The sequence below is a fragment of the Stenotrophomonas maltophilia genome, from assembly GCF_001274595.1.
GTDB lineage: Bacteria > Pseudomonadota > Gammaproteobacteria > Xanthomonadales > Xanthomonadaceae > Stenotrophomonas > Stenotrophomonas forensis.
This window is the reverse complement of the sequence record NZ_CP011010.1, coordinates 1,557,227-1,576,246: the sequence shown is the minus strand read 5'-3', so window position 1 is coordinate 1,576,246 and position 19,020 is coordinate 1,557,227. Positions and strand designations below refer to the sequence as shown.

The following is a 19,020-nucleotide window of genomic DNA, read 5'->3' as shown; positions in this document are numbered from 1 at the left end:
GGGTTGAATTGGTGGAAGAGGGGAATTGAACTGACGTTCCGCGTGCGGCCCTTGGGGCTGGCGATTGCCGTGATGTACGCGATTACGTGTTGGGCCGCTTGGCGGGTTTCGCTGGACCAGTTTTACCTGCCTGCCGGCATTCGCGTAGCGGCTTTGCTTGTGTGTCCACCTCGCCTCTGGCCCTACCTGCTTATTGGCGAGTACGCGTACTTCGCACAACTGCGCTACCCGTTGATAGATGAGTATGGGCTGGCATGGGTAATCCTGGGTTCGGCATTCCTGCTGCCAGCCGTTGCTCTGGTTGTATATGCGCATCGAAAATTCATGACTGCCAGGGCAGATGGATGGCTGCTTTCGGTCGCGGTGTCAGCCGCAGTGATTGCTACTGCCCTCAAGCTTGGGCTGTCTCACTTGCTTTCAGAGAACCCTTCAAGCGTGCCGATTGCGACAAGGGCCTTACGCTTCGTCCTTGGTGACTACATTGCCATCCTGACGGTTGCGCCACTGGCGGTTCTCTGGAGCAGGCGCCATGCAATGGACGAATGGGGACGCTGGCGCTCTCCCCCGACTGTCGCCGCTCTTGCAGTGATGCTGGGACTGGGTCTGATTACCGCAATGGCCCCTGGCTTGTCGGATGCAAGCAAGACAAGTCTGCAGTTGACCATGGCGCTGCCCGTGATCGTGTTGACATGTATTCATGGCTGGCAGGGAGCAGCCGTTGGCGTCCCCCTGTTGAACATTCTCATTGCAGTGGTTACTCCTACATCCGGCCTCCTTGGCTCATACGATGAACGAACCTTCACGACGCAGCAGCTGATCGCCATTGCAGGAACCGGGCTGCTGGCACTCGGCTCACGCATCAGCCGGCACTATCATCAGCGGGGGCGTAGAGACGTAGACGGGCACCAGGCTGCACGACTATCAAGGTCCGCTCATATGGCGGGCGAAATGGATCTGCGGGAGCGTGCCCTGGATCTCAGGAGAATCGCGGATGACATTGAAGCTTCCTTGAGCAGGACAGCCGACCTGTTGAAGACACATGGCCATCACTCGCCGGCAGTGGATCTACTTCTCACATCCACCGCACATTCCCGCCAATTCCGCGAATTGACCAGCATGGTCTATCCGACCGAGGTCGAGCACGTCGGTCTCTACCTGGCCCTGCAGGTCAGCGGCATTCGTGAAAGCTGGAATCAGACACATAGGATCACATCCCCCTTCCTGACTGGGGATCCCTGCAAACTGAGTATTCCCTTGCAGTTGGCGGCCTACCGCACTCTCACCGAGGCCGTTTCATTGCTGCTCAAGCAGGAACAAGGACAGATCCAGATACGTGCTCGCTGTGGGAAATTGAAAGGGCAACAAGGAATTCTGCTCAGAATCGCTCTGCTGGACCGTGATCGCGATCTGCTACTCGACACAACACGTCTGGCTATTGAACGTCTGAGTTCCCGCGCACAAGCCTATGGAGGGAAAGTGCACTGCGAAGGGAACTGCGTACGTGTGCTGCTCCTGGAGACCGCAGCCAGCGGCGCGCAAAGCAGCATGCAGGCCGCCTGGGCAAGCCGAGCGGACATAGCCTGACTCTTGCCAGCCATCGGAACGGAAGGCCGGCACGATCAGATCATGGCAGGAGCCGCCCCCCCGGCTCCTGCTTCGTCGATATGCGCAATCGTGGCGCCAACGAGAGTGTCCTCAGCCAGCGGTATCCATGGACTCGACGACCCATACAGCGCTTGCACCTTCTCCATAGACAACCAACGAGAACTGAGCACTCTGGAACACCACGCGCCGGACAACCTTCTCGGGCAAACTCAGTCGATGCGAGGGCAAAGACACCTTAGCCGCACTCTTGCCAGCCGGCAGCGTCCAGAACGTGGCGTCGACATTTCCCACGATCAGCACGACCTGACCCGAGAGATCATTCACTTGGTAGTAACTGATCCCATCACGCTCGAACCCATAGACAAGCCAGTTTGGGTTCAAACTCAGATTCGTGGCTGCTGGCAGAGATTCTCCCAGACCGCTCCGAGCCATATGGATTCCGTTGTCGCCACTGGGGCAACACGCTGATGCGCTGAAAGCAGACACAGAAAGCAGGACAGCGGCAGGAAGCAACACTCGCAGTTCAGAAAATCTCACGCTCACCCCCATGGATGGTTGGAAAGACAGCTCCAGGCAATTCCGTTTCGCCACCCCACGACTGGATGGCGCTCGACCTCGCTTGAAGGGTTCCTTCGTTCGACGCAGCCGTGTCCAATGCACCAGTAGGGGTGGCGCGACCCAGCATAACCATGCCGCACCGTGAGCGCCATGAAGGGAGTGCGTTCGAATCTCACCCTGTTGTCCTAGAGATTCCCGGCGAACTGACCCGAACCAGGCAGGGCAGATATGTCCACAACCGAGGGCTCCGGCTAAAGTTGCACCCGAAACTGCCGCTATCCGTGCCGAGCCCTCCCTCGTGAGCCACCGCATCATGCCCGTGCTGCCGCAGGCCGCCGTCGATGGCGACCTGGCCGATCCGCTGCCACAGCGGATCCTGCTGGTCGAAAACTCCCGTGCTTTCACTGGCATGCTGCGCGAGGCCATCGAGCAACGCCTGGAACTGCCGGTGGTGATCGCCTCCACCCTGGCCGAGGCCGACCGCCTGCTGAGCGAGGATGGGGGCTGGTTCCTGGTGCTGACCGGGCTGGTGCTGGCCGACGGCGACCGCGATGCGGTGGTCGAGTTCTTCCTCAAGCGCGGCCTGCCGACCGTGGTGGTCAGCAGCGTCTACGATGAAGACCTGCGCAAGCGCGTGCTGCAGCAGCAGATCATCGACTACGTGCTGAAGAACACCCCCGGCAGCATCGATTACCTGGTCTGGCTGGTGCAGCGGCTGGAGCGCAACCGTCGCATCGCGGCGCTGGTGGTGGACGATTCGCCCTCCGCGCGCGGCTACGCCGCCGCCCTGCTGCGCATGTATGGGCATGAGGTGCACGAGGCCGCCGACGGCAACGAAGGCCTGGCCGCGATCGAGGCGCATCCGGCGATCCGCCTGGCGGTGGTCGACCAGGAGATGCCCGGCATGCAGGGTGTGGAATTCACCCGCCGCCTGCGCACCCTGCGTTCGCGCGACAAGGTGGCGGTGATCGGCATCTCCGGCAATACCGATGCGTCACTGATCCCACGCTTCCTGAAGAACGGCGCCAACGACTTCCTGCGCAAGCCCTTCTCGCGCGAGGAGTTCTTCTGCCGGGTCTCGCAGAACGTGGACCAGCTGGAACTGATCGGCACCCTGCAGGACCTGGCCACCCGCGATTTCCTCACCGGCCTGCCCAACCGCCGTTGTTTCCTTGAGCAGAGCCAGCGCCAGCTGCCGCAGCTGCAGCTGCACGGCCAATGCGTGGCGGTGGCGATGATCGACATCGACCACTTCAAGCACATCAACGACACCTACGGCCACGAAGCCGGCGACGATGCGCTGCGCGCGGTAGCCGGCGCGGTGGCCGCGCACGCGCGCAGCCAGGACCTGATCGCGCGCTTCGGTGGCGAGGAGTTCTGCCTGCTGGTGCCGGACATGGAACAGGACGAGGCGCTGCTGTACTTCGAGGAACTGCGCCAGCGCATCGCCGCGCTGGAAGTGGACATCGGCTCGGCCACCCTGCGCATGACCGTCAGCATCGGCCTGTGCTGCCTGCGCCCGCAGCGTGATGCGCTGCACCGGCTGATCTCCGAGGCCGACCGCCAGCTGTACCTGGCCAAGGCCGGCGGCCGCAACCGGGTCAGCTGTACCACCATGGCCAGTCCGCTGCGCCCACGCGAGCCCGCCCTGCCCTGACCGGCACGCCTTGATCCAGATCAACGCCGCCCGCGCGCCGCGGTTCTACAGTCGGCCCCGACATACGCATGAAGGGGAGCCGGGGATGGCACTACTGGTCTGGCAGGACGATCTGAACATCGGCATCGAGGTGATCGATCAGCAACACCGCCGCATCATCGAGATGCTCAACCACCTGCACGTGGCCCAGGCCAGCATGCAGCGTGCGGCGGTGGGCGAAGTGATCGATGAAGTGGTCGACTACACCATGTCGCACTTCGCGTTCGAGGAAGAGCTGATGGAGGAGGCGGGTTATCCGTTCTGTGCCGCGCACAAGCGTGTGCATGAGGTCTTCATCAAGCGCGTGGCCGAGTACCGGCTGCGCTTCCAGGCCGGCGAGGACATCAGCGACGAGCTGCGCACCATGCTCTCGCGCTGGCTGTTCAACCACATCCGTGGCGATGACCAGGCCTACGCCGAGCAGGTCAAGGCGCACCTGAACCAGTTCGCCCGCGAGCACCAGGGCGGCGGCTGGCTGGGACGCACGCTCAAGCGCTTCTTTGGTTGAGCCGCAGTGCGCGCCGGTGCAGTGCCACCAGCGCGCACAGGGTGGCCACCGCAGTCAGGCACAGGTAGTAACCCACCGCGACCAGGCCGAAGTGTTCGGCCAACCACGTGGCCAGGTACGGCGCCGGGGCCGCCCCCAGAATGCCGGCCAGGTTGAATGACAGCGACGCGCCGGTATAGCGCACCTCCACCGGGTAGATCTCGGCCAGGAAGGTGCCGCACGGCCCGTAGGTCAGGCCCATCAGGAACAGGCCCAGGCACAGGAAGCCGGTGACCAGCCACGGGCTGTGCGGCTGGAACAGCGGTGCGAACAGCACGCCGAATCCGACGATCAGCACGCTTGCCACGATCATCGTGCGGCGCGTGCCCCAGCGGTCGCCATAGCGTGCCGACAGCGGGATGCCCAGTGCGAAGAACAACATGCCGGCCATCTGCATCAGCAGGAACTGCTCGCGGCTGTAGCCCAGCACCGCGGTGCCATGGCCGAGGCTGAACACTGTCATCAGGTAGAACAGCACGAAGGTGGCGAACGCCCCCAACGTGCCCAGCAGCATCGGCACCGGGTGGTCTCGCAGCACCGTCAGCATCGGCAGCCGCACCGGCGCCTTGCGTTCCAGCGCCTTCTTGAAGTCGGGGGTCTCGTGGATGTTCAGGCGCACCCACAGGCCAAGGCCGACCAGCAGCGCGCTGGCCACGAACGGAATGCGCCAGCCCCACTGCAGGAAGTCGTCCTGGCTCAGGCAGCGGCCCAGCACCAGGAAGATGCCGGCTGACAGCAGGAAGCCAAGCGGCGCACCCAGCTGCGGGAACATGCCGTACCAGGCGCGCTTGCCCGGCGGCGCGTTCTCGGTGGCCAGCAGCACCGCCCCGCCCCACTCGCCGCCCAGGCCCAGACCCTGGCCGAACCGGCACAGCGCCAGCAGTGCAGGTGCCCACAGGCCGATCTGCGCATGGGTCGGCAGCAGGCCGATCAGTACCGTGGACAGGCCCATGGTCAGCAGTGCGGCCACCAGGGTGGCCTTGCGGCCGATGCGGTCACCGAAGTGGCCGAACACCGCCGAGCCCACCGGCCGGGCGATGAACGCCACCGCGAAGGTCGCCAACGACTGCAGCAGTGCCGCCTGTTCGCTGCTGTCTGGGAAGAACAGGTGCGGGAACACCAGCACCGCGGCCGTGGCGTAGATGTAGAAGTCGAAGAACTCGATGGTGGTGCCGATCAGGCTGGCCAGCAGGACACGGCGGGGGGAATTCACGGGCGGTGCGGCAGCGCGGGTCGTCGACATCGGCAACACGGGTAACGGTGGATCGCCCGATTCTGCCACGGGCCGGTGGCCGCACGGGACGATGGTTTCAGCCGACACCGATGCCAACGAAATTTTTCGGGCCGCCCGCTAGGCTGCGCCACCGGTCCCTGCATGGATGCCTTGCCGATGGCTGCAGTCGCGTTGTCGTGGTCCGATTCCCCGAAGCTGCCGCGGATGGCGGCGTGGCTGGTGGTGCTGCTGGTGCATGGCCTGATGGCGCTGTGGTTGTGGGGCAGTGGCCGGATCGTGCTGCGCGCTGACGATGGCGCACGGATCTCGTTGCGCTGGCTGCCGCCGGAGCTGCCGGCGCCGGCGCCGTCACTTCCGGCGTTGCCCTCCCTACCGATGACGCGCCGGGCTGCATCGGTGAAGTCCCACCCTGCCCCGATCGCGCAGGCAGAGACCGTACTGCCGGCCGAAGAGGCTCCGGCGGCAGAGGCGCCGCTGATCCTGGGCCTGCCTGCGGGCAGCATCGACGGTGGCGATGGCATCAGCGCGGCGGGGGTGGCGCCACGCCTGATCGGTCGCCGCGAGGTGCATGCTGCGTTCGCACCGCGCCGCAACCATTTCCGCATCCGCCGGCAGATGACCCCGGAGCAGATCGTGCACGGCGTGGCGCAGCTGCTGGGGCTGTGGCCGCCGGGCTACATCGTCGACCCTTGCGAGCTGGGGAGGCAGGATATGGACTATTTCCAGAATGCGGTTGAAGAGGCCGATCGCGACCTGCTGCGTGCTGCGGTCCTGCAGGTGAGTGCACGTTGCCGGTAATCTGCATTCCGCGAACGGCAGTCGAGCAAGCTCGACTCTACAGAAGCGCGGGCAACTCCGATGCTACAACTGGATCCAGGTGGCCTTGATCTCGCTGTACTTGTCGAACGCGTGCAAGGATTTGTCGCGGCCATTGCCTGACTGCTTGTAGCCACCGAAGGGGGCGGTCATGTCGCCGCCATCCCAGCCATTCACCCACACGCTGCCGGCGCGCAGCTGGCGTGCAACGCGATGCGCGCGACCAAGATCACGTGTCCACAGGCCGGCAGCCAATCCATAGCGGCTGTCGTTGGCCAGGCGCACGGCTTCGGCTTCGTCATCGAAGCCGAGCACGGCCAGCACCGGCCCGAATACTTCCTCGCGTGCCAGGGCCTGCTCGGGCCGTACCTGGTCGAACACGGTGGGCTGCACATAGCAGCCGCCCGCTTCCACCCCGGCGCGATGACCGCCCAGCAGCAATCGGGCGCCCTCGCCTTCGGCACGCGCGATATCGCCCATCACCTTGTCCAGATGCGCGGCATCGACCAGCGCACCCATCGGTGCGTCGGCTTCCAGCGGGTGGCGCGGCTGCATGTGCTGGCCATAGGCCACCACCTGGTGGACGAAATCCTCGCAGATCGAGCGTTGCACCAGCAGCCGCGAACCGGCGGTGCAGACTTCCCCCTGGTTGAAGAAGATGCCCTGCGCCACGCCCTTGGCCGCCGCATCGAGGTCCGGGGCGTCGGCGAACACCACGTGCGGGCTCTTGCCGCCGCATTCCAGCCAGACCCGCTTGAGGTTGGATCGGCCAGAGTATTCCAGCAGCTTCGCGCCTGTGGCGGTGGAGCCGGTGAAGGCCAGCACGTCCACGTCCATGTGCAGGGCCAGCGGTTCGCCGACGCACGCTCCATGGCCGGGCAACACGTTCAGAACCCCGTCCGGCAGGCCCGCTTCGGCGGCCAGTGCCGCCAGCCGCAGCGCCGACAATGGCGACCGCTCGGAAGGCTTGAGCACCACCGAGTTGCCCATCGCCAGCGCCGGCGCGATCTTCCAGCAGGCCATCAGCAACGGGAAATTCCACGGCACGATGGCCGCCGCCACGCCGGCGGCCTCGCGCGTGACCAGCCCCAGTTCGTGCGGGCCGGTGGGCGCGATCTCCCCGTACAGCTTGTCCACCGCTTCGGCGGTCCAGCTCAGGCAGCGCACCACGCCGGGCAGGTCGATGCGCCGCGCGTCGCGCACCGGCTTGCCCATGTCCAGGGTTTCCAGCAGGGCCAGCTCGTCGGCGTGTTTTTCCACCAGCGCGGCCAGCGCCAGCAGCACGCGCTTGCGATGCGCCGGGCTGGCCTGCGACCAGTGGCCCGCATCGAAGGAGCGGCGGGCCGCCAGCACGGCACGCTCCACGTCCTGCGCATCGCAGTCGGCGACCGCACCCAGCACGCGACCGTCGATCGGGCTGATGCAGTCGAAGCGGGCGCCGCTGGCAGCGTCGACCTGGCGGCCGTCGATGAAGGCCTGGCCGGGTATCGACAGCTGGAGTGCCAGCGCCTGCCAGTGGCTGCGGTCGGGGAAATCGGCCATGGGACACTCCTGCAATCAACCAGCCTTGCTTATACCGGGGCCGCCGCGACTTCGCCGTGACGCAGCTGCGCTACATTCGTCGCATCGCACCCGATGGAGCTGGCATGAAGCGTCCCGAAAGCGACCTGCACGACCTGGCCACCCAGCGCCCCGAGTCCCTGGACGCGTACTGGATGCCATTCACCGCCAATCGCCAGTACAAGGCGGCGCCGCGTGTACTGGTACGCGCCGAGGGCATGCACTACGAAGATGTCGATGGCCGCCCGATCCTCGACGGCACCGCCGGCCTGTGGTGCTGCAACGCCGGCCACGCGCGGCCACGCATCGTCGAGGCCATCGTCGAGCAGGCCCGCACGCTCGACTATTCACCGGCCTTCCAGATGGGCTCGCCGCCGGCCTTCGCACTGGCGCAGCGGCTGGCCGCACTGGCGCCGGCCGCGCTCAACCATGTGTTCTTCACCAGCTCCGGGTCCGAGGCGGTGGACACCGCGATGAAGATCGCGCTGGCCTACCACCGCCAGCGCGGCGAGGGCCAGCGCACCCGCTTCATCAGCCGCGAGAAGGCCTACCACGGGGTCGGCTTCGGCGGCATGGCTCTGGGCGGCCTGCCCAACAACCGCAGGGCATTCGGCCTGCAGCTGGGCGGCGTGGACTACCTGCGCCACACCCTGGACCTGCAGCGCAATGCGTTCAGCAAGGGCCTGCCACGCCAGGGCGCGGAGCTGGCCGATGACCTGGAACGGCTGATTGCGCTGCACGATGCCTCGACCATTGCCGCGGTGTTCGTTGAACCCATCGCCGGTTCGGCCGGGGTGATCCTGCCCGCACCGGGTTACCTGCAGCGGCTGCGCGAGCTGTGCGACCACCACGGCATCCTGCTGGTGTTCGATGAAGTGATCACCGGCTTCGGCCGGGTCGGCATGCCCTTTGCCGCGCAGCGTTTCGGGGTCACCCCGGACCTGCTGACCTTCGCCAAGGCGGTCAGCAACGGTGCGGTGCCGCTGGGCGGCGTGCTGGCCAGCGATGCGGTGCATGCCGCGTTGATGCAGGCGCCCCCGCAGGCGATCGAGCTGTTCCACGGCTACACCTATTCGGGCCATCCGCTGGCCTGCGCAGCGGCGCTGGCCACGCTGGAGGTCTATGCCGAGGAGCGCCTGTTCGAGCGCGCCATCGAGCTGGGTGAATACTGGCAGGAGCGGTTGCACGCCCTGCAGGGGCTGCCCAACGTGATCGATATCCGCAACTTCGGGCTGGTCGGTGCGGTGGAGCTGGCGCCACGCCGCGACACCCCCGGCAGCCGCGGCTACGAGGTGTTCCGCCGCTGCTTCCACGACGGCCGGCTGCTGGTGCGCTGTACCGGCGACATCATCGCGCTGTCGCCGCCATTGATCGTGGACAAGCCGCAGATCGACCAGATCACAGGCATCCTCGGCGAGATGATCCGGGCCACCGCCTGAGTCCGGACCGGCGGTGGCGAGCAGGTACAATGGGCGGTTCCGCTCCTGCTCGCTGCCGTGCCCATGGATATCGTCGTCAAAGAAGAACTCAAGGCCTACATCGACCCGCTGACTGCGGACGAACATGACGCGCTGGAGCGCAGCATCCTGGCCGAAGGCTGCCGCGATGCGCTGGTGCTGTGGGGCGATGTGCTGGTCGACGGCCACAACCGCTTCGGCATCTGCCAGAAGCACGGCCTGCCGTTCAACACCGTGCAGAACACCCGCTTCCAGAGCATGGAAGACGTGCACCTGTGGATGATCGAGCAGCACCTGGGCCGCCGCAGCGTTTCGGACTTCCAGCGCGGCGTGCTGGCGCTGCGCAAGCGCGACATCCTGGCTGCCCGCAAGCAGGTCGAGCAGGCGCAGCTGCAGCGCGAGAGCGACGGCAGCGCCGAGATCGTCGAGGACGCCGGCGAAGACAGCCCGCCGTGGGAACCGGCGCCGAAGATCAGCCGCGCCGAGCTGGCCCGCGAAGCCAAGCTGAGCACCAGCCAGGTCGGCATGATCGAGCGCATCCATGCCCAGGCCGCCGCCGAGGTGGTCGAAGCAGTGAAGGCCGGCGTGATCTCGATCAGCGCCGCCGCAGCCGTGGCCGACCTGCCGGAAGACGAGCAGCGCGCCGCCGCCGCCGGTGGCAAGGACGAACTGAAGCAGGCCGCCAAGCGCGTGCGCGAGTCCAAGCGCAAGCCGCGGGCACCGAAGCCGGACGCGGCCGAGATGGACTTCGAGGAGCCGGATGAGGACGCGATCGCCAGCCGCGACGCCGACGTGCTGTCGGCACTGGAGCAGCTGGGCGAGGACGCACCGGCGCTGCGTCGCCGCGTCGTCGCGCTGACCCGCGAGAACGACACCCTGCGCGCGCAGCTGGCCGCGCTGCGCAAGCAACTCGAAGCGCTCTGAACCAGCGGCTAGTGCCGGCCGCTGGCCGGCAACCCCATGAACGTTCCGGGTGCGTTGCGGATGCCGGCCAGCGGCCGGCACTACCCGATGCTCATGCAGGGCCGGATAGACTTCGGGCATGACGCCTGCCAACGATCCGCGCCGCGCACAGCTGCGGCGCCTGAAAGCCCTCGCACTGGGCCTGCTGCTGTTGATGCTGGCCGGATTCGCCGTCAGCCACTGGCAGGGCGAACGTGGCATCTGGGCCTGGGTCTCGGCGTTCTGCGAGGCCGCCGCCGTGGGTGCGCTGGCCGACTGGTTCGCCGTCGTCGCGCTGTTCCGGCGGCCGATGGGACTGCCCATTCCGCACACCGCGATCATCCCGCGCAGCAAGGAACGCATCGGTGACAGCCTGGCGCTGTTCGTGCGCGACCAGTTCCTGGAACCGGGCGTGCTGTTGGCCAAGCTGCAGGTGTTCGATCCGGCCAGCCGCCTGGGCAGCTGGCTGGCCGATCCGGCGCGTTCGCGGATGCTGGCCGACATGGCGCGCGGCTGGGCGTTGCAGGCACTGGATTTCTTCGACGAGGCTGCCGTGCGCCGGCAGCTGCACGGTTTCGTGGTGCAGCAGCTGCGGCAGTGGAATGCCGCCGCCACCGCCGGCGAGCTGCTGGCCCTGCTGACCGCCGATGGCCGCCACCAGCGCGTGCTGGACGAGGGCCTGCAGCGGCTGGGGCGCTGGCTGGAGCAGGCGGAAGTGAAGGAGCGCGCCTCGCAGCTGATCGTGCGCTACATCCAGCGCGAATGGCCGACGCTGTCGAGCACGGTGAACTGGGTCAAGCCGATCGACGAGATCGGCGACAGCCTGGCCGAGCGCCTGGCGCGTGCGGTGCTGGAAGAACTGCAGCAGGTGCTGGCCGAGCCGCAGCATCCGCTGCGCCAGGACTACGAGAGCTGGTTGCAGAATTATGTGCAGCGCCTGCGCGAGGATCCGGCGCTGGCCGAGCGCATCGAACAGCTCAAGCAGGAAATGATCGACCACCCTGCCCTGCAGGAGTACGTGCAGGGGCTGTGGGCGCGCATCCATGCCAGCCTGCGTGCCGACCTGCAGCGCGACGACTCCGCACTGGTCGGCCACCTGCAGCGCAGCCTGGCCTCGCTGGGCAGCAGCCTGCAGGCCGACCCCGCCCTGCGCGAGGCACTGAACCAGCACCTGCTTGAAGGCGCGCAGCGCCTGACCGGGCGCCTGCGCGAGGGCGTGACCACGCATATCGCACAGACCGTGAAGAGCTGGGATGAGCGGCATCTGGTCGAGCAGCTGGAACTGAGCGTAGGCCGCGACCTGCAGTTCATCCGCTTCAACGGCACCCTGGTCGGCGGGCTGATCGGCCTGCTGCTGCATGCGGCGACGGTGATCTTCCGGTTCTGAACGCGCGCCTCGATCCACCGGCAGCAGTCGTCACGCTTGATTAACGAAATGCGAATGCCTATCATTTGCTAATCGGTTGTACGCTTAGCCAAGCGGGGCACGGACGCACGTACCCACCCGCCCCTTCGCCCGTGTACATCCCCCGACTACCGGGTCACCCGCACTGCGCGGGTGGCGCACCGTCGATGGGGCTCGCTGGGCGACGTGCGCGGAGCGCATGGCGACTGTACCTGCGTATTCCATCGCCTGATTCGTCCTGCATGGAACCGCACCAATGGCAATGCCGCTGAACTCCCCCCGTCCCACCGTGTTGGCCCTGGCCGTGACTGCATTGATGATCGCCCCGCTGGCCCACGCCGACGGCACTGCCGATCCTTCCGCGCGCACGCTGGATACGGTGAAGGTGACTGCCGATGGCGAGATGCCCAGCAGCTATACGGTGAAAGGCGCGCGCACTGCGACCAAGCTCGACCTGTCACTACGCGAGACGCCGCAGTCGGTGACGGTGCTTACCCGCCAGCGCCTGGATGACATGGGTCTGTTCTCGCTGTCGGACGTGATGGGCCAGGTGACGGGCGTCAGCGTGTCGGTCACCGACAGCGAGCGCATCAACTATGTCTCGCGCGGCTACACCATCGACAACTTCCAGATCGACGGCATGCTCAACACCTTCGGTGGCTCGATCAAGACCAACACCGACAACGTGATCTACGAGCGCATCGAAGTGATCCGCGGCGCCACCGGCCTGACCACCGGCGCGGGTGATCCGTCCGGCACCATCAGCATGATCCGTAAGCGGCCGACCGACACTTTCCAGATGGGTGCCAACCTGACCCTCGGCCGCTGGGGCAACCGTCGCCTGGAAGCCGACCTCGGCGGCCCCGTGGCCTGGGACGGCCGCATCCGCGCGCGCGTGGTCGCGGCCAAGCAGCAGAGCGATTCGTTCCGTGATGTCTATGCGCTGGACAAGGACGTGTTCTACGGCATCGTGCAGGCCGACCTGAGTGACAGCACGCTGTTCGAAGTGGGCTACGAGTACCAGTCGCCGCACACCACCGGCGTGACCTGGGGCGTGGTGCCGTACTGGGGCGCCGACGGCGCACCGGCCAACCTGCCGCGCTCGACCAATCTGTCGGCCTCGTGGAGTGCGTGGCCGATCGTGGAAAAGACCAGCTTCGCGCGACTGGAACAGCAACTGGGCAACGGCTGGTCGGTGAAGGGCAACCTCAGCCATGCCGTGCGCGATACCGATGGCAGCGTCTGGTACGGCGCGGCCGGCTACCCGCGCGCCGACGGTACCGGTGTGACTGCCTACATTTCACACTTCAACGAACACAGCACGATGGACGTGTTCGACGTCAACGTGGGCGGGCCGTTCCAGCTGTTCGGGCGCGAGCATGAACTCGTGTTCGGCCTGGGCCAGTCGGTGCGCAAGGGTGAGTCCGAGGCCATGTCGTTCGATTCCAGCGCACCGGGCTACGCGCAGGTGCCCGACTGGCGTCACTGGACCGGCGAGGTGCCGGTACTGCCGGTGACCCGCCTTGGTCGCCTGTCGTCACAGGACGAACTGCGCCAGCGCGCCGCCTATGTAGCGGCTCGCCTGCGCCTGGCCGATCCGTTGCTGGCCGTGGTGGGCGCCCGCTATGGCAGCTGGGAAACCCGCAAGTGGACCTATGGCTACGACGCCAACGGCAACCGCAACAGCATTACCCGCACCGGCTACCGGCCGGACGACATGCTCACTCCGTATGCCGGCCTGGTCTACGACTTCAATTCGATCTTCAGCGGTTATGTCAGCTACACCGACATCTTCAAGCCGCAGAACTACCGCGACCGTAACGGCAATTATCTGGAGCCGGTGGTCGGCGACATGTACGAAGCAGGCATCAAGGCCGAGTTCTTCGGCGGCCTGCTCAATGCCTCCGCCGCCGTGTTCGAGGGCAAGCAGGACAACGTCGCCGAGATCGATGATTCGGTGCCGGTGAACTCCCTGCCCGATGGCAGCCAGGCCTACCGCTCCACCGGCAAGGGCAACAAGGTGAAGGGCTGGGAGATCGAAACCCAGGGCAGCATCGGCGAGCAGTGGAACGTCTCGGCCGGCTTCGCCCACACCGTCATCCGCAACAAGGACGGCGTACTGCAGCGGACCACCGCACCGCAGGATACCTTCCGGCTCAACACCAGCTGGCGCCCCGGCGGTATCGATGGCCGCTTCTGGCTGGGCGGTGGCGTGACCTGGCAGAGCCGCATCTGGAGCACCAGCACCAAGCCCGATCGCAGCAAGGCCAACATCACCCAGGACGCGTTCTACCTGGTCAACCTCGCCGGCGGCTACCGCTTCAACGAGAACTTCAGCGCGCAGCTGAACATCAACAACCTGCTGGACAAGAAGTACTTCAACAACGTCGGTTTCTACAACGGCGTGTATTGGGGCGAACCACGCAACGTGACGATGACGCTGCGCTGGAAGCTCTGACCCCCGATGGATGGCACCGGTTCTGCGACCGGCGCCCGGCCACGGATGGCCACCCCCGGCGCGCTGCGGTGCGCCGGTCCCTTTTCACTGAAACCAGCAGGAATGCCGTGGACCGCTCGCCCGCAACCGCCAGCCCCCGCACCTTTTTCTCCAACCCGCGTTGGGGCGTGCTGTCACGCTCGCTGGCCGCGATCTTCGGCGGCTACGCGCTGGCCTCGGTGACCAGCGTGTTCTGCGCCCTGGCGCTGCCCGGCGCGCGCGGCCAGACCGTGTTGACCGGCATGCTGCTGGCGATCCTGGTGGCCGCCTGCGCCGCGTTGTGGGCGTTCGCCACCCGCACTGCGCTGCGCGCCTGGGTCGGCATCCTGGTCCCCACCCTGCTGATGGCCGTCGTCGCGCGCCTGCTGGGGGCCTGGGCATGAAGAACGGATTCCGCCAATCGATGGCCTGGCTGCACACCTGGACCGGCCTGCTGGTCGGCTGGTTGCTGCTGCTGATCTTCATGGCCGGCACCGCCAGCTACTACCGCGAGGAAATCAGCCGCTGGATGCGCCCGGAGCTGCCGGCCAACAAGGTCAGCATCGACGTGGCCGCGCAGCGCGCGGTGGACTACCTGCAGGCCAACGCCAGCCAGGCCGAGAACTGGTTCGTCACCCTGCCGCAACCGCGCAACCCGGCCATGCAGATGTTCTGGCGGCTGCCGCCGGAGCTGGCCGATCCCAGCCGTGGCCGTCGCGGTGGCTTTGGTGATGCCACGCTGGACCCGAACACCGGCCAGGCCCTGAAGGCGCGCGAGACGCGTGGCGGAGATTTCTTCTACCGCCTGCACTTCGACCTGCATTACATCCCGGTGCTGTGGGCGCGCTACCTGGTCGGCTTCTGCGCGATGTTCATGCTGGTGGCGATCATCACCGGCGTCATCACCCACAAGAAAATCTTCAAGGACTTCTTCACCTTCCGCAAGGACAAGGGCCTGCGGTCGTGGCTGGATTTCCACAACGTCAGCGCGGTGATGGCACTGCCCTACCACGCGATGATCACCTACACCGGCATCGTCACCCTGATGATCATGTACCTGCCGTGGGGGGTGAAGGTGGCCTACCCGCAGGACGAGGACAAGTTCTTCAGCGAAGCCTTCGGCGGCATGCCGGAGGTGACCGCGCCGGCCGAGGGACGCGCCACGCCGCTGCCGATCGCGCAGCTGCTGGACAGCGCGCGTGCGCACTGGCATGGCGTCGAAGTGGCCGGCTTCACCGTATCCAACCCGGGCGCGGCCAATGCAGTCATCGACATCCGCCAGCGCGACGGCAGGCGCCTGTCCACCGACACCCCGGCGCTGCGCTACGACATGATCAACGGCACGCTGCTGGAAGAGACGCCGCCCTCCGGTGGTGCCACCGCCACCCGTGGCGTGCTGTATGGCCTGCACCTGGCCCGCTTCGCCGACTGGGGCCTGCGCGCACTGTTCTTCCTGTCCGGCCTGGTCGGCTGCCTGATGGTGGCCAGCGGCGTGGTGCTGTGGGCAGTGAAGGAACGGCCCAAGCACGCCAAGAGCGGCCGCATCGGCTTCGGCCTGCGCCTGGTCGACGCACTGAACATCGGCACCGTGGCCGGCCTGCCGATCGCGTTCGCCGCCTACTTCTGGGGCAACCGCCTGCTGCCGCTGGACATTGCCGAACGCTCCAGTGCCGAGGCCAACGTGTTCTTCTACGCCTGGGGCACGGCACTGCTGGCCGCCTTCATCTGGCCGAAGCGGATGATGTGGGCCTGGCAACTGTACCTGGGCGCCGCCGCGTTCGCGCTGGTGCCGGTGGTCAACGCGCTGACCACGCATGCGCATCTGGGCGTGACCCTGCGCAATGGTGACTGGGTGCTGGCTGGCGTCGATCTGTCGATGATCGCGTTCGGCGCGATGCTGGCGCTGTGCGGCTGGCGCATGCAGCGCTGGACGCCACCACTGTCTGTGGCCGAGAAGAAGAAGCGTGCCGCGGCGGCGGCAGCGCCCAAGGCTCCGGTTGATGCTGCGGAAGCTGTTGAAGCGGAGGCCAGCGCATGATGCTGCTGGCATTGGCCTTGTCGTTCTCTGCGTTCACGGCGCTGTCGCTGGCGATGGAGAAGCACCAGCACGACCTGCATGGCAAGGCGGCTGCCTCGCCGGCACGCCGGACGCAATGGCGGGTGCTGGGCTGGGCCCTGCTGGCGGTGGCGTTCGCGCTGTGCGTGGCCGACCATGGCTGGGCGATGGGCCCGGTGCTGTGGCTGGGCACGATGACGCTGGGCGGCGCGGTGTTGTCGTTCGGGTTGTACCCGTACCGGCCGAAGTGGATCGCCGCGCTGGCGATCGCGCTGCCCGCGGCCGGGCTGCTGGTGGCGGTGCTGTAGCCACCCTCCACGCATGGCGTGGATCTACTGAACGCCCATCCACGTATGGCGTGGATCTACCGGCCAGATAGGGGTAGTGCCGGCCGCTGGCCGGCATCCCATGAACCCTCTGCGGGTCTGACATCGTTGCCGGCCAGCGGCCGGCACTACCGGGCTTACCCCAACCGCTTCAATTCCCACGCGCGGTGGATGCGCGCGTTGCGCTCGAAATCCGGCCCGATGGTGCGCGCGGTGATCTCGCGGCACTGGGCGAATTCGGCGATGGCGTTCTCTTCCAGCTTGAAGCGGCGGAAGTTGTTGGAGAAATACAGCACACCGCCCGGCGCCAGGCGCGCCACGGCCGCACGCAGCATCTTCAGCTGCTCGCGCTGCACGTCGAAGTCGTCGGCGCGCGCGGAGTTGGAGAAGGTCGGCGGGTCACAGAAGATCACGTCGTACTGGCCGCGGTCGCCTTCCAGCCACGCCATGGCGTCGGCCTGCACCAGCAGGTGCTGGTTGCCGCCCTGCCCGTTCAACGCCAGGTTGTCGTAGCACCACTGCAGGTAGGTGGCCGACAGGTCGACGCTGGTGGTGCTGGCGGCACCGGCCACCGCTGCCTGCACGCTGGCCACGCCGGTGTAGCAGAACAGGTTGAGGAAGCGCTTGCCGCGCACCTGCTCGGCCATCATCCGGCGCAGCGGGCGGTGGTCGAGGAACAGGCCGGTATCCAGGTAATCGAACAGGTTCACCTGCAGCAGCGCGTTGTTTTCGCGCACCACGATGAACTCGTCGCGCTGTTCGAAGCGGCCGTACTTGCTGCCGCCCTTGCCACGCTCGCGCGACTTCATCGACACCTGTTCCGGCGGCACGCCGAATACTTCACGCGCGGCCGCCAGCAGCTCGTTGCGGCGACGGCGCACGTCGTTTTCCGGAATCGCCGCCGGTGCCGCATATTCCTGCACGTGCAGGAACGTGCGGCGCTGGCCACCGTCTTCCTCGTAGACGTCGATGGCGGCCGCGTACTCCGGCAGGTCGGCATCGTAGGCGCGGAAGCAGGTGATGTCCTCGCGGGCGCGCCAGCTCTTGAACTTCTTCAGGTTCTTGCGCAGGCGGTTGGCCACCATCTGCGCACCTTCGCTCAGCTCGCGCGGCTGCGCCGGGTCGCGGCCCGGCACGGCGATCGGGTCGCAGACGATCAGCGCGCATTCCAGCGCGCCGTTGAACATCTGGTACTTCTTGCCGGCGCGCAGGCCGGTGGCGAAGGCCAGTTCATCGTTGCCGCACAGCAGGCTGGCGCGCCACTGCGGCACGGCCTTCTGCAGGGCATTGCCCAGCGCGCGGTACAGCGCCGGATCGGCGGCCAGGCGCTCGTCGTACGGCGGGTTGCAGACCACCGCACCGATCTCCTGTTCCGGCGCGGCCAGGTCGGCGACGTCGGCGCGGGTGAAGCGGATCGCATGGGCGACGCCCGCTACTTCGGCATTCTCGCGCGCCGCCTGGATCGCGGTCGGGTCGATGTCGCTGCCGTGGATGACCGGCTTCAACGCTGCCAGGCCGGCCGCTTCGCGGTCACGTGCCTCGCTCTGGATGGCCTTCCAGGCGGCCTTGTCGAAGCCCAGCCAGCGGCTCGGCGGCAGGCTGCCGTGGCGCATCAGGCCGGGGGCAACGTCGGCGGCCATCAGCGCGCCCTCGATCAGCAGCGTGCCGCTGCCGCACATCGGGTCCAGCAGGCCACCACCGGCGGCGTGCAGGCGCGGCCACTGCGCGCGCAGCAGCAGCGCGGCGGCCAGGTTTTCCTTCAGCGGCGCCTCGTGGGCGGCACCGCGCCAGCCACGGCGGTGCAGCGGGCCGCCGCCCAGATCGATCGACAGTGAGGCGCGGCCCTTGCGCAGCGACAGGTTCACGCGCACATCCGGCAGGTCGGTGTTGACCGACGGGCGTTCCAGGCCCTCGTCACGCATGCGGTCGACGATGGCGTCCTTGATCCGCTGCGCCGCGAAGCGCGCATGGGTGATCTTGTCACCGGACACGTGCGCGTCCACCGCCAGGGTCATTTCCGGCTTGATGTGCTCGTGCCACGGCAGCGCACGCACGCCGTCGTACAGGGCCTGCTCGTCCGGGCACTCGAACTCGTCGATCGGCCACAGCACGCGGCTGGCCAGGCGCGACCACATGACGATCCGCAGCGCCTGCTCCAGTTCGCCGTCGGCGTTGACGCCGGCAATGGTGGCGGTGGCCTTGCCAAGGCCCAGGGCCGACAGTTCATCGGCAAGCAGGTATTCCAGGCCCTTGGCGCAGGAGACGAAGAATTTCACGGGATCGGTTCGCAGGTGGTCGGGCGCGGCACAGGGGCCGGGCCAGTCGGAAAGGAGGGCCGTAGG

General features: G+C 66.9%; 15 protein-coding genes. 11 read left to right on the top strand and 4 right to left on the bottom strand.

Translation table 11 applies throughout. The features are described from left to right. Window positions 1–3 precede the first annotated feature (3 nt). Complete coding sequence (locus VN11_RS07235; RefSeq protein WP_238581864.1) at window positions 4–1,584, top strand: MASE1 domain-containing protein; 1,581 nt, start codon at window positions 4–6, stop codon at window positions 1,582–1,584. 111 nt (window positions 1,585–1,695) lie between these two features. Here VN11_RS07235 and VN11_RS22690 read toward each other — a convergent pair whose 3' ends face one another. Then, window positions 1,696–1,986, bottom strand: coding sequence for a hypothetical protein (locus VN11_RS22690; protein WP_238581863.1), 291 nt, complete (start codon window positions 1,984–1,986; stop codon window positions 1,696–1,698). Between the two features lie 490 nt (window positions 1,987–2,476). On the opposite strand from VN11_RS22690, the gene VN11_RS07225 reads away from it, so the two are divergent. Beyond that, window positions 2,477–3,820, top strand: a complete 1,344-nt coding sequence (locus VN11_RS07225) for a diguanylate cyclase (RefSeq protein WP_006429166.1) — start codon at window positions 2,477–2,479, stop codon at window positions 3,818–3,820. Between the two features lie 85 nt (window positions 3,821–3,905). Then, complete coding sequence (locus VN11_RS07220; protein ID WP_053449260.1) at window positions 3,906–4,367, top strand: bacteriohemerythrin; 462 nt, start codon at window positions 3,906–3,908, stop codon at window positions 4,365–4,367. Here VN11_RS07220 and VN11_RS07215 read toward each other — a convergent pair. Beyond that, complete coding sequence (locus VN11_RS07215) at window positions 4,348–5,649, bottom strand: MFS transporter (protein WP_049458212.1); 1,302 nt, start codon at window positions 5,647–5,649, stop codon at window positions 4,348–4,350. The two genes, VN11_RS07220 and VN11_RS07215, sit on opposite strands and share 20 nt — an antisense overlap. A gap of 147 nt (window positions 5,650–5,796) precedes the next feature. Between VN11_RS07215 and VN11_RS07210 the strand changes: the two genes are divergently transcribed. Further along, a complete protein-coding gene (locus tag VN11_RS07210) occupies window positions 5,797–6,438 on the top strand; it encodes a hypothetical protein (protein WP_053449259.1) in 642 nt (213 codons plus the stop codon). Window positions 6,439–6,501: 63 nt separating this feature from the next. Here the strand turns inward: VN11_RS07210 and VN11_RS07205 are convergent, their stop codons facing one another. Continuing rightward, a complete protein-coding gene (locus VN11_RS07205; protein WP_053449258.1) occupies window positions 6,502–7,998 on the bottom strand; it encodes an aldehyde dehydrogenase in 1,497 nt (498 codons plus the stop codon). 104 nt (window positions 7,999–8,102) lie between these two features. Between VN11_RS07205 and VN11_RS07200 the strand changes: the two genes are divergently transcribed. The 7 genes from VN11_RS07200 (at window position 8,103) to VN11_RS07170 (ending at window position 16,660) form a co-directional block, all read left to right on the top strand. Continuing rightward, entirely contained in the window at window positions 8,103–9,455 is a 1,353-nt protein-coding gene (locus VN11_RS07200; protein ID WP_049458209.1) for an aspartate aminotransferase family protein, read from the top strand. 63 nt (window positions 9,456–9,518) lie between these two features. Beyond that, window positions 9,519–10,397: a plasmid replication/partition related protein gene (locus tag VN11_RS07195; RefSeq protein ID WP_053449257.1), complete on the top strand. Its 879-nt coding sequence runs from the start codon at window positions 9,519–9,521 to the stop codon at window positions 10,395–10,397. A 118-nt stretch (window positions 10,398–10,515) separates the two neighbouring features. Beyond that, window positions 10,516–11,802, top strand: a complete 1,287-nt coding sequence (locus tag VN11_RS07190; RefSeq protein WP_053449256.1) for a DUF445 domain-containing protein — start codon at window positions 10,516–10,518, stop codon at window positions 11,800–11,802. Between the two features lie 274 nt (window positions 11,803–12,076). Further along, window positions 12,077–14,278 carry a TonB-dependent siderophore receptor gene (locus VN11_RS07185; protein WP_053449255.1) on the top strand — a complete coding sequence of 734 codons (2,202 nt, stop codon included), beginning with the start codon at window positions 12,077–12,079 and terminating at the stop codon, window positions 14,276–14,278. A gap of 107 nt (window positions 14,279–14,385) precedes the next feature. Next, a complete protein-coding gene (locus tag VN11_RS07180) occupies window positions 14,386–14,700 on the top strand; it encodes a DUF3649 domain-containing protein (protein WP_049458205.1) in 315 nt (104 codons plus the stop codon). Beyond that, on the top strand, window positions 14,697–16,334 hold the full coding sequence (locus tag VN11_RS07175) for a PepSY-associated TM helix domain-containing protein (RefSeq protein WP_053449254.1): 1,638 nt from the start codon (window positions 14,697–14,699) through the stop codon (window positions 16,332–16,334). The genes VN11_RS07180 and VN11_RS07175 overlap by 4 nt, the downstream gene beginning before the upstream one ends. Further along, on the top strand, window positions 16,331–16,660 hold the full coding sequence (locus VN11_RS07170) for a DUF3325 domain-containing protein (RefSeq protein WP_053449253.1): 330 nt from the start codon (window positions 16,331–16,333) through the stop codon (window positions 16,658–16,660). Before VN11_RS07175 ends, VN11_RS07170 begins: the two co-directional genes overlap by 4 nt. Before the next feature lie 155 nt (window positions 16,661–16,815). Here the strand turns inward: VN11_RS07170 and rlmKL are convergent, their stop codons facing one another. Beyond that, window positions 16,816–18,954 carry a bifunctional 23S rRNA (guanine(2069)-N(7))-methyltransferase RlmK/23S rRNA (guanine(2445)-N(2))-methyltransferase RlmL gene (gene rlmKL, locus VN11_RS07165; RefSeq protein ID WP_053449252.1) on the bottom strand — a complete coding sequence of 713 codons (2,139 nt, stop codon included), beginning with the start codon at window positions 18,952–18,954 and terminating at the stop codon, window positions 16,816–16,818. Window positions 18,955–19,020: the final 66 nt, after the last annotated feature.

Coding starts and splice junctions, on each gene's coding strand:
- VN11_RS07225 (WP_006429166.1), top strand. CDS start 2,477: ATGCCCGTGCTGCCGCAGGCCGCCGTCGATGGCGACCTGGCCGATCCG.
- VN11_RS07220 (WP_053449260.1), top strand. CDS start 3,906: ATGGCACTACTGGTCTGGCAGGACGATCTGAACATCGGCATCGAGGTG.
- VN11_RS07215 (WP_049458212.1), bottom strand. CDS start 5,649: ATGTCGACGACCCGCGCTGCCGCACCGCCCGTGAATTCCCCCCGCCGT.
- VN11_RS07210 (WP_053449259.1), top strand. CDS start 5,797: ATGGCTGCAGTCGCGTTGTCGTGGTCCGATTCCCCGAAGCTGCCGCGG.
- VN11_RS07205 (WP_053449258.1), bottom strand. CDS start 7,998: ATGGCCGATTTCCCCGACCGCAGCCACTGGCAGGCGCTGGCACTCCAG.
- VN11_RS07200 (WP_049458209.1), top strand. CDS start 8,103: ATGAAGCGTCCCGAAAGCGACCTGCACGACCTGGCCACCCAGCGCCCC.
- VN11_RS07195 (WP_053449257.1), top strand. CDS start 9,519: ATGGATATCGTCGTCAAAGAAGAACTCAAGGCCTACATCGACCCGCTG.
- VN11_RS07190 (WP_053449256.1), top strand. CDS start 10,516: ATGACGCCTGCCAACGATCCGCGCCGCGCACAGCTGCGGCGCCTGAAA.
- VN11_RS07185 (WP_053449255.1), top strand. CDS start 12,077: ATGGCAATGCCGCTGAACTCCCCCCGTCCCACCGTGTTGGCCCTGGCC.
- VN11_RS07175 (WP_053449254.1), top strand. CDS start 14,697: ATGAAGAACGGATTCCGCCAATCGATGGCCTGGCTGCACACCTGGACC.
- VN11_RS07170 (WP_053449253.1), top strand. CDS start 16,331: ATGATGCTGCTGGCATTGGCCTTGTCGTTCTCTGCGTTCACGGCGCTG.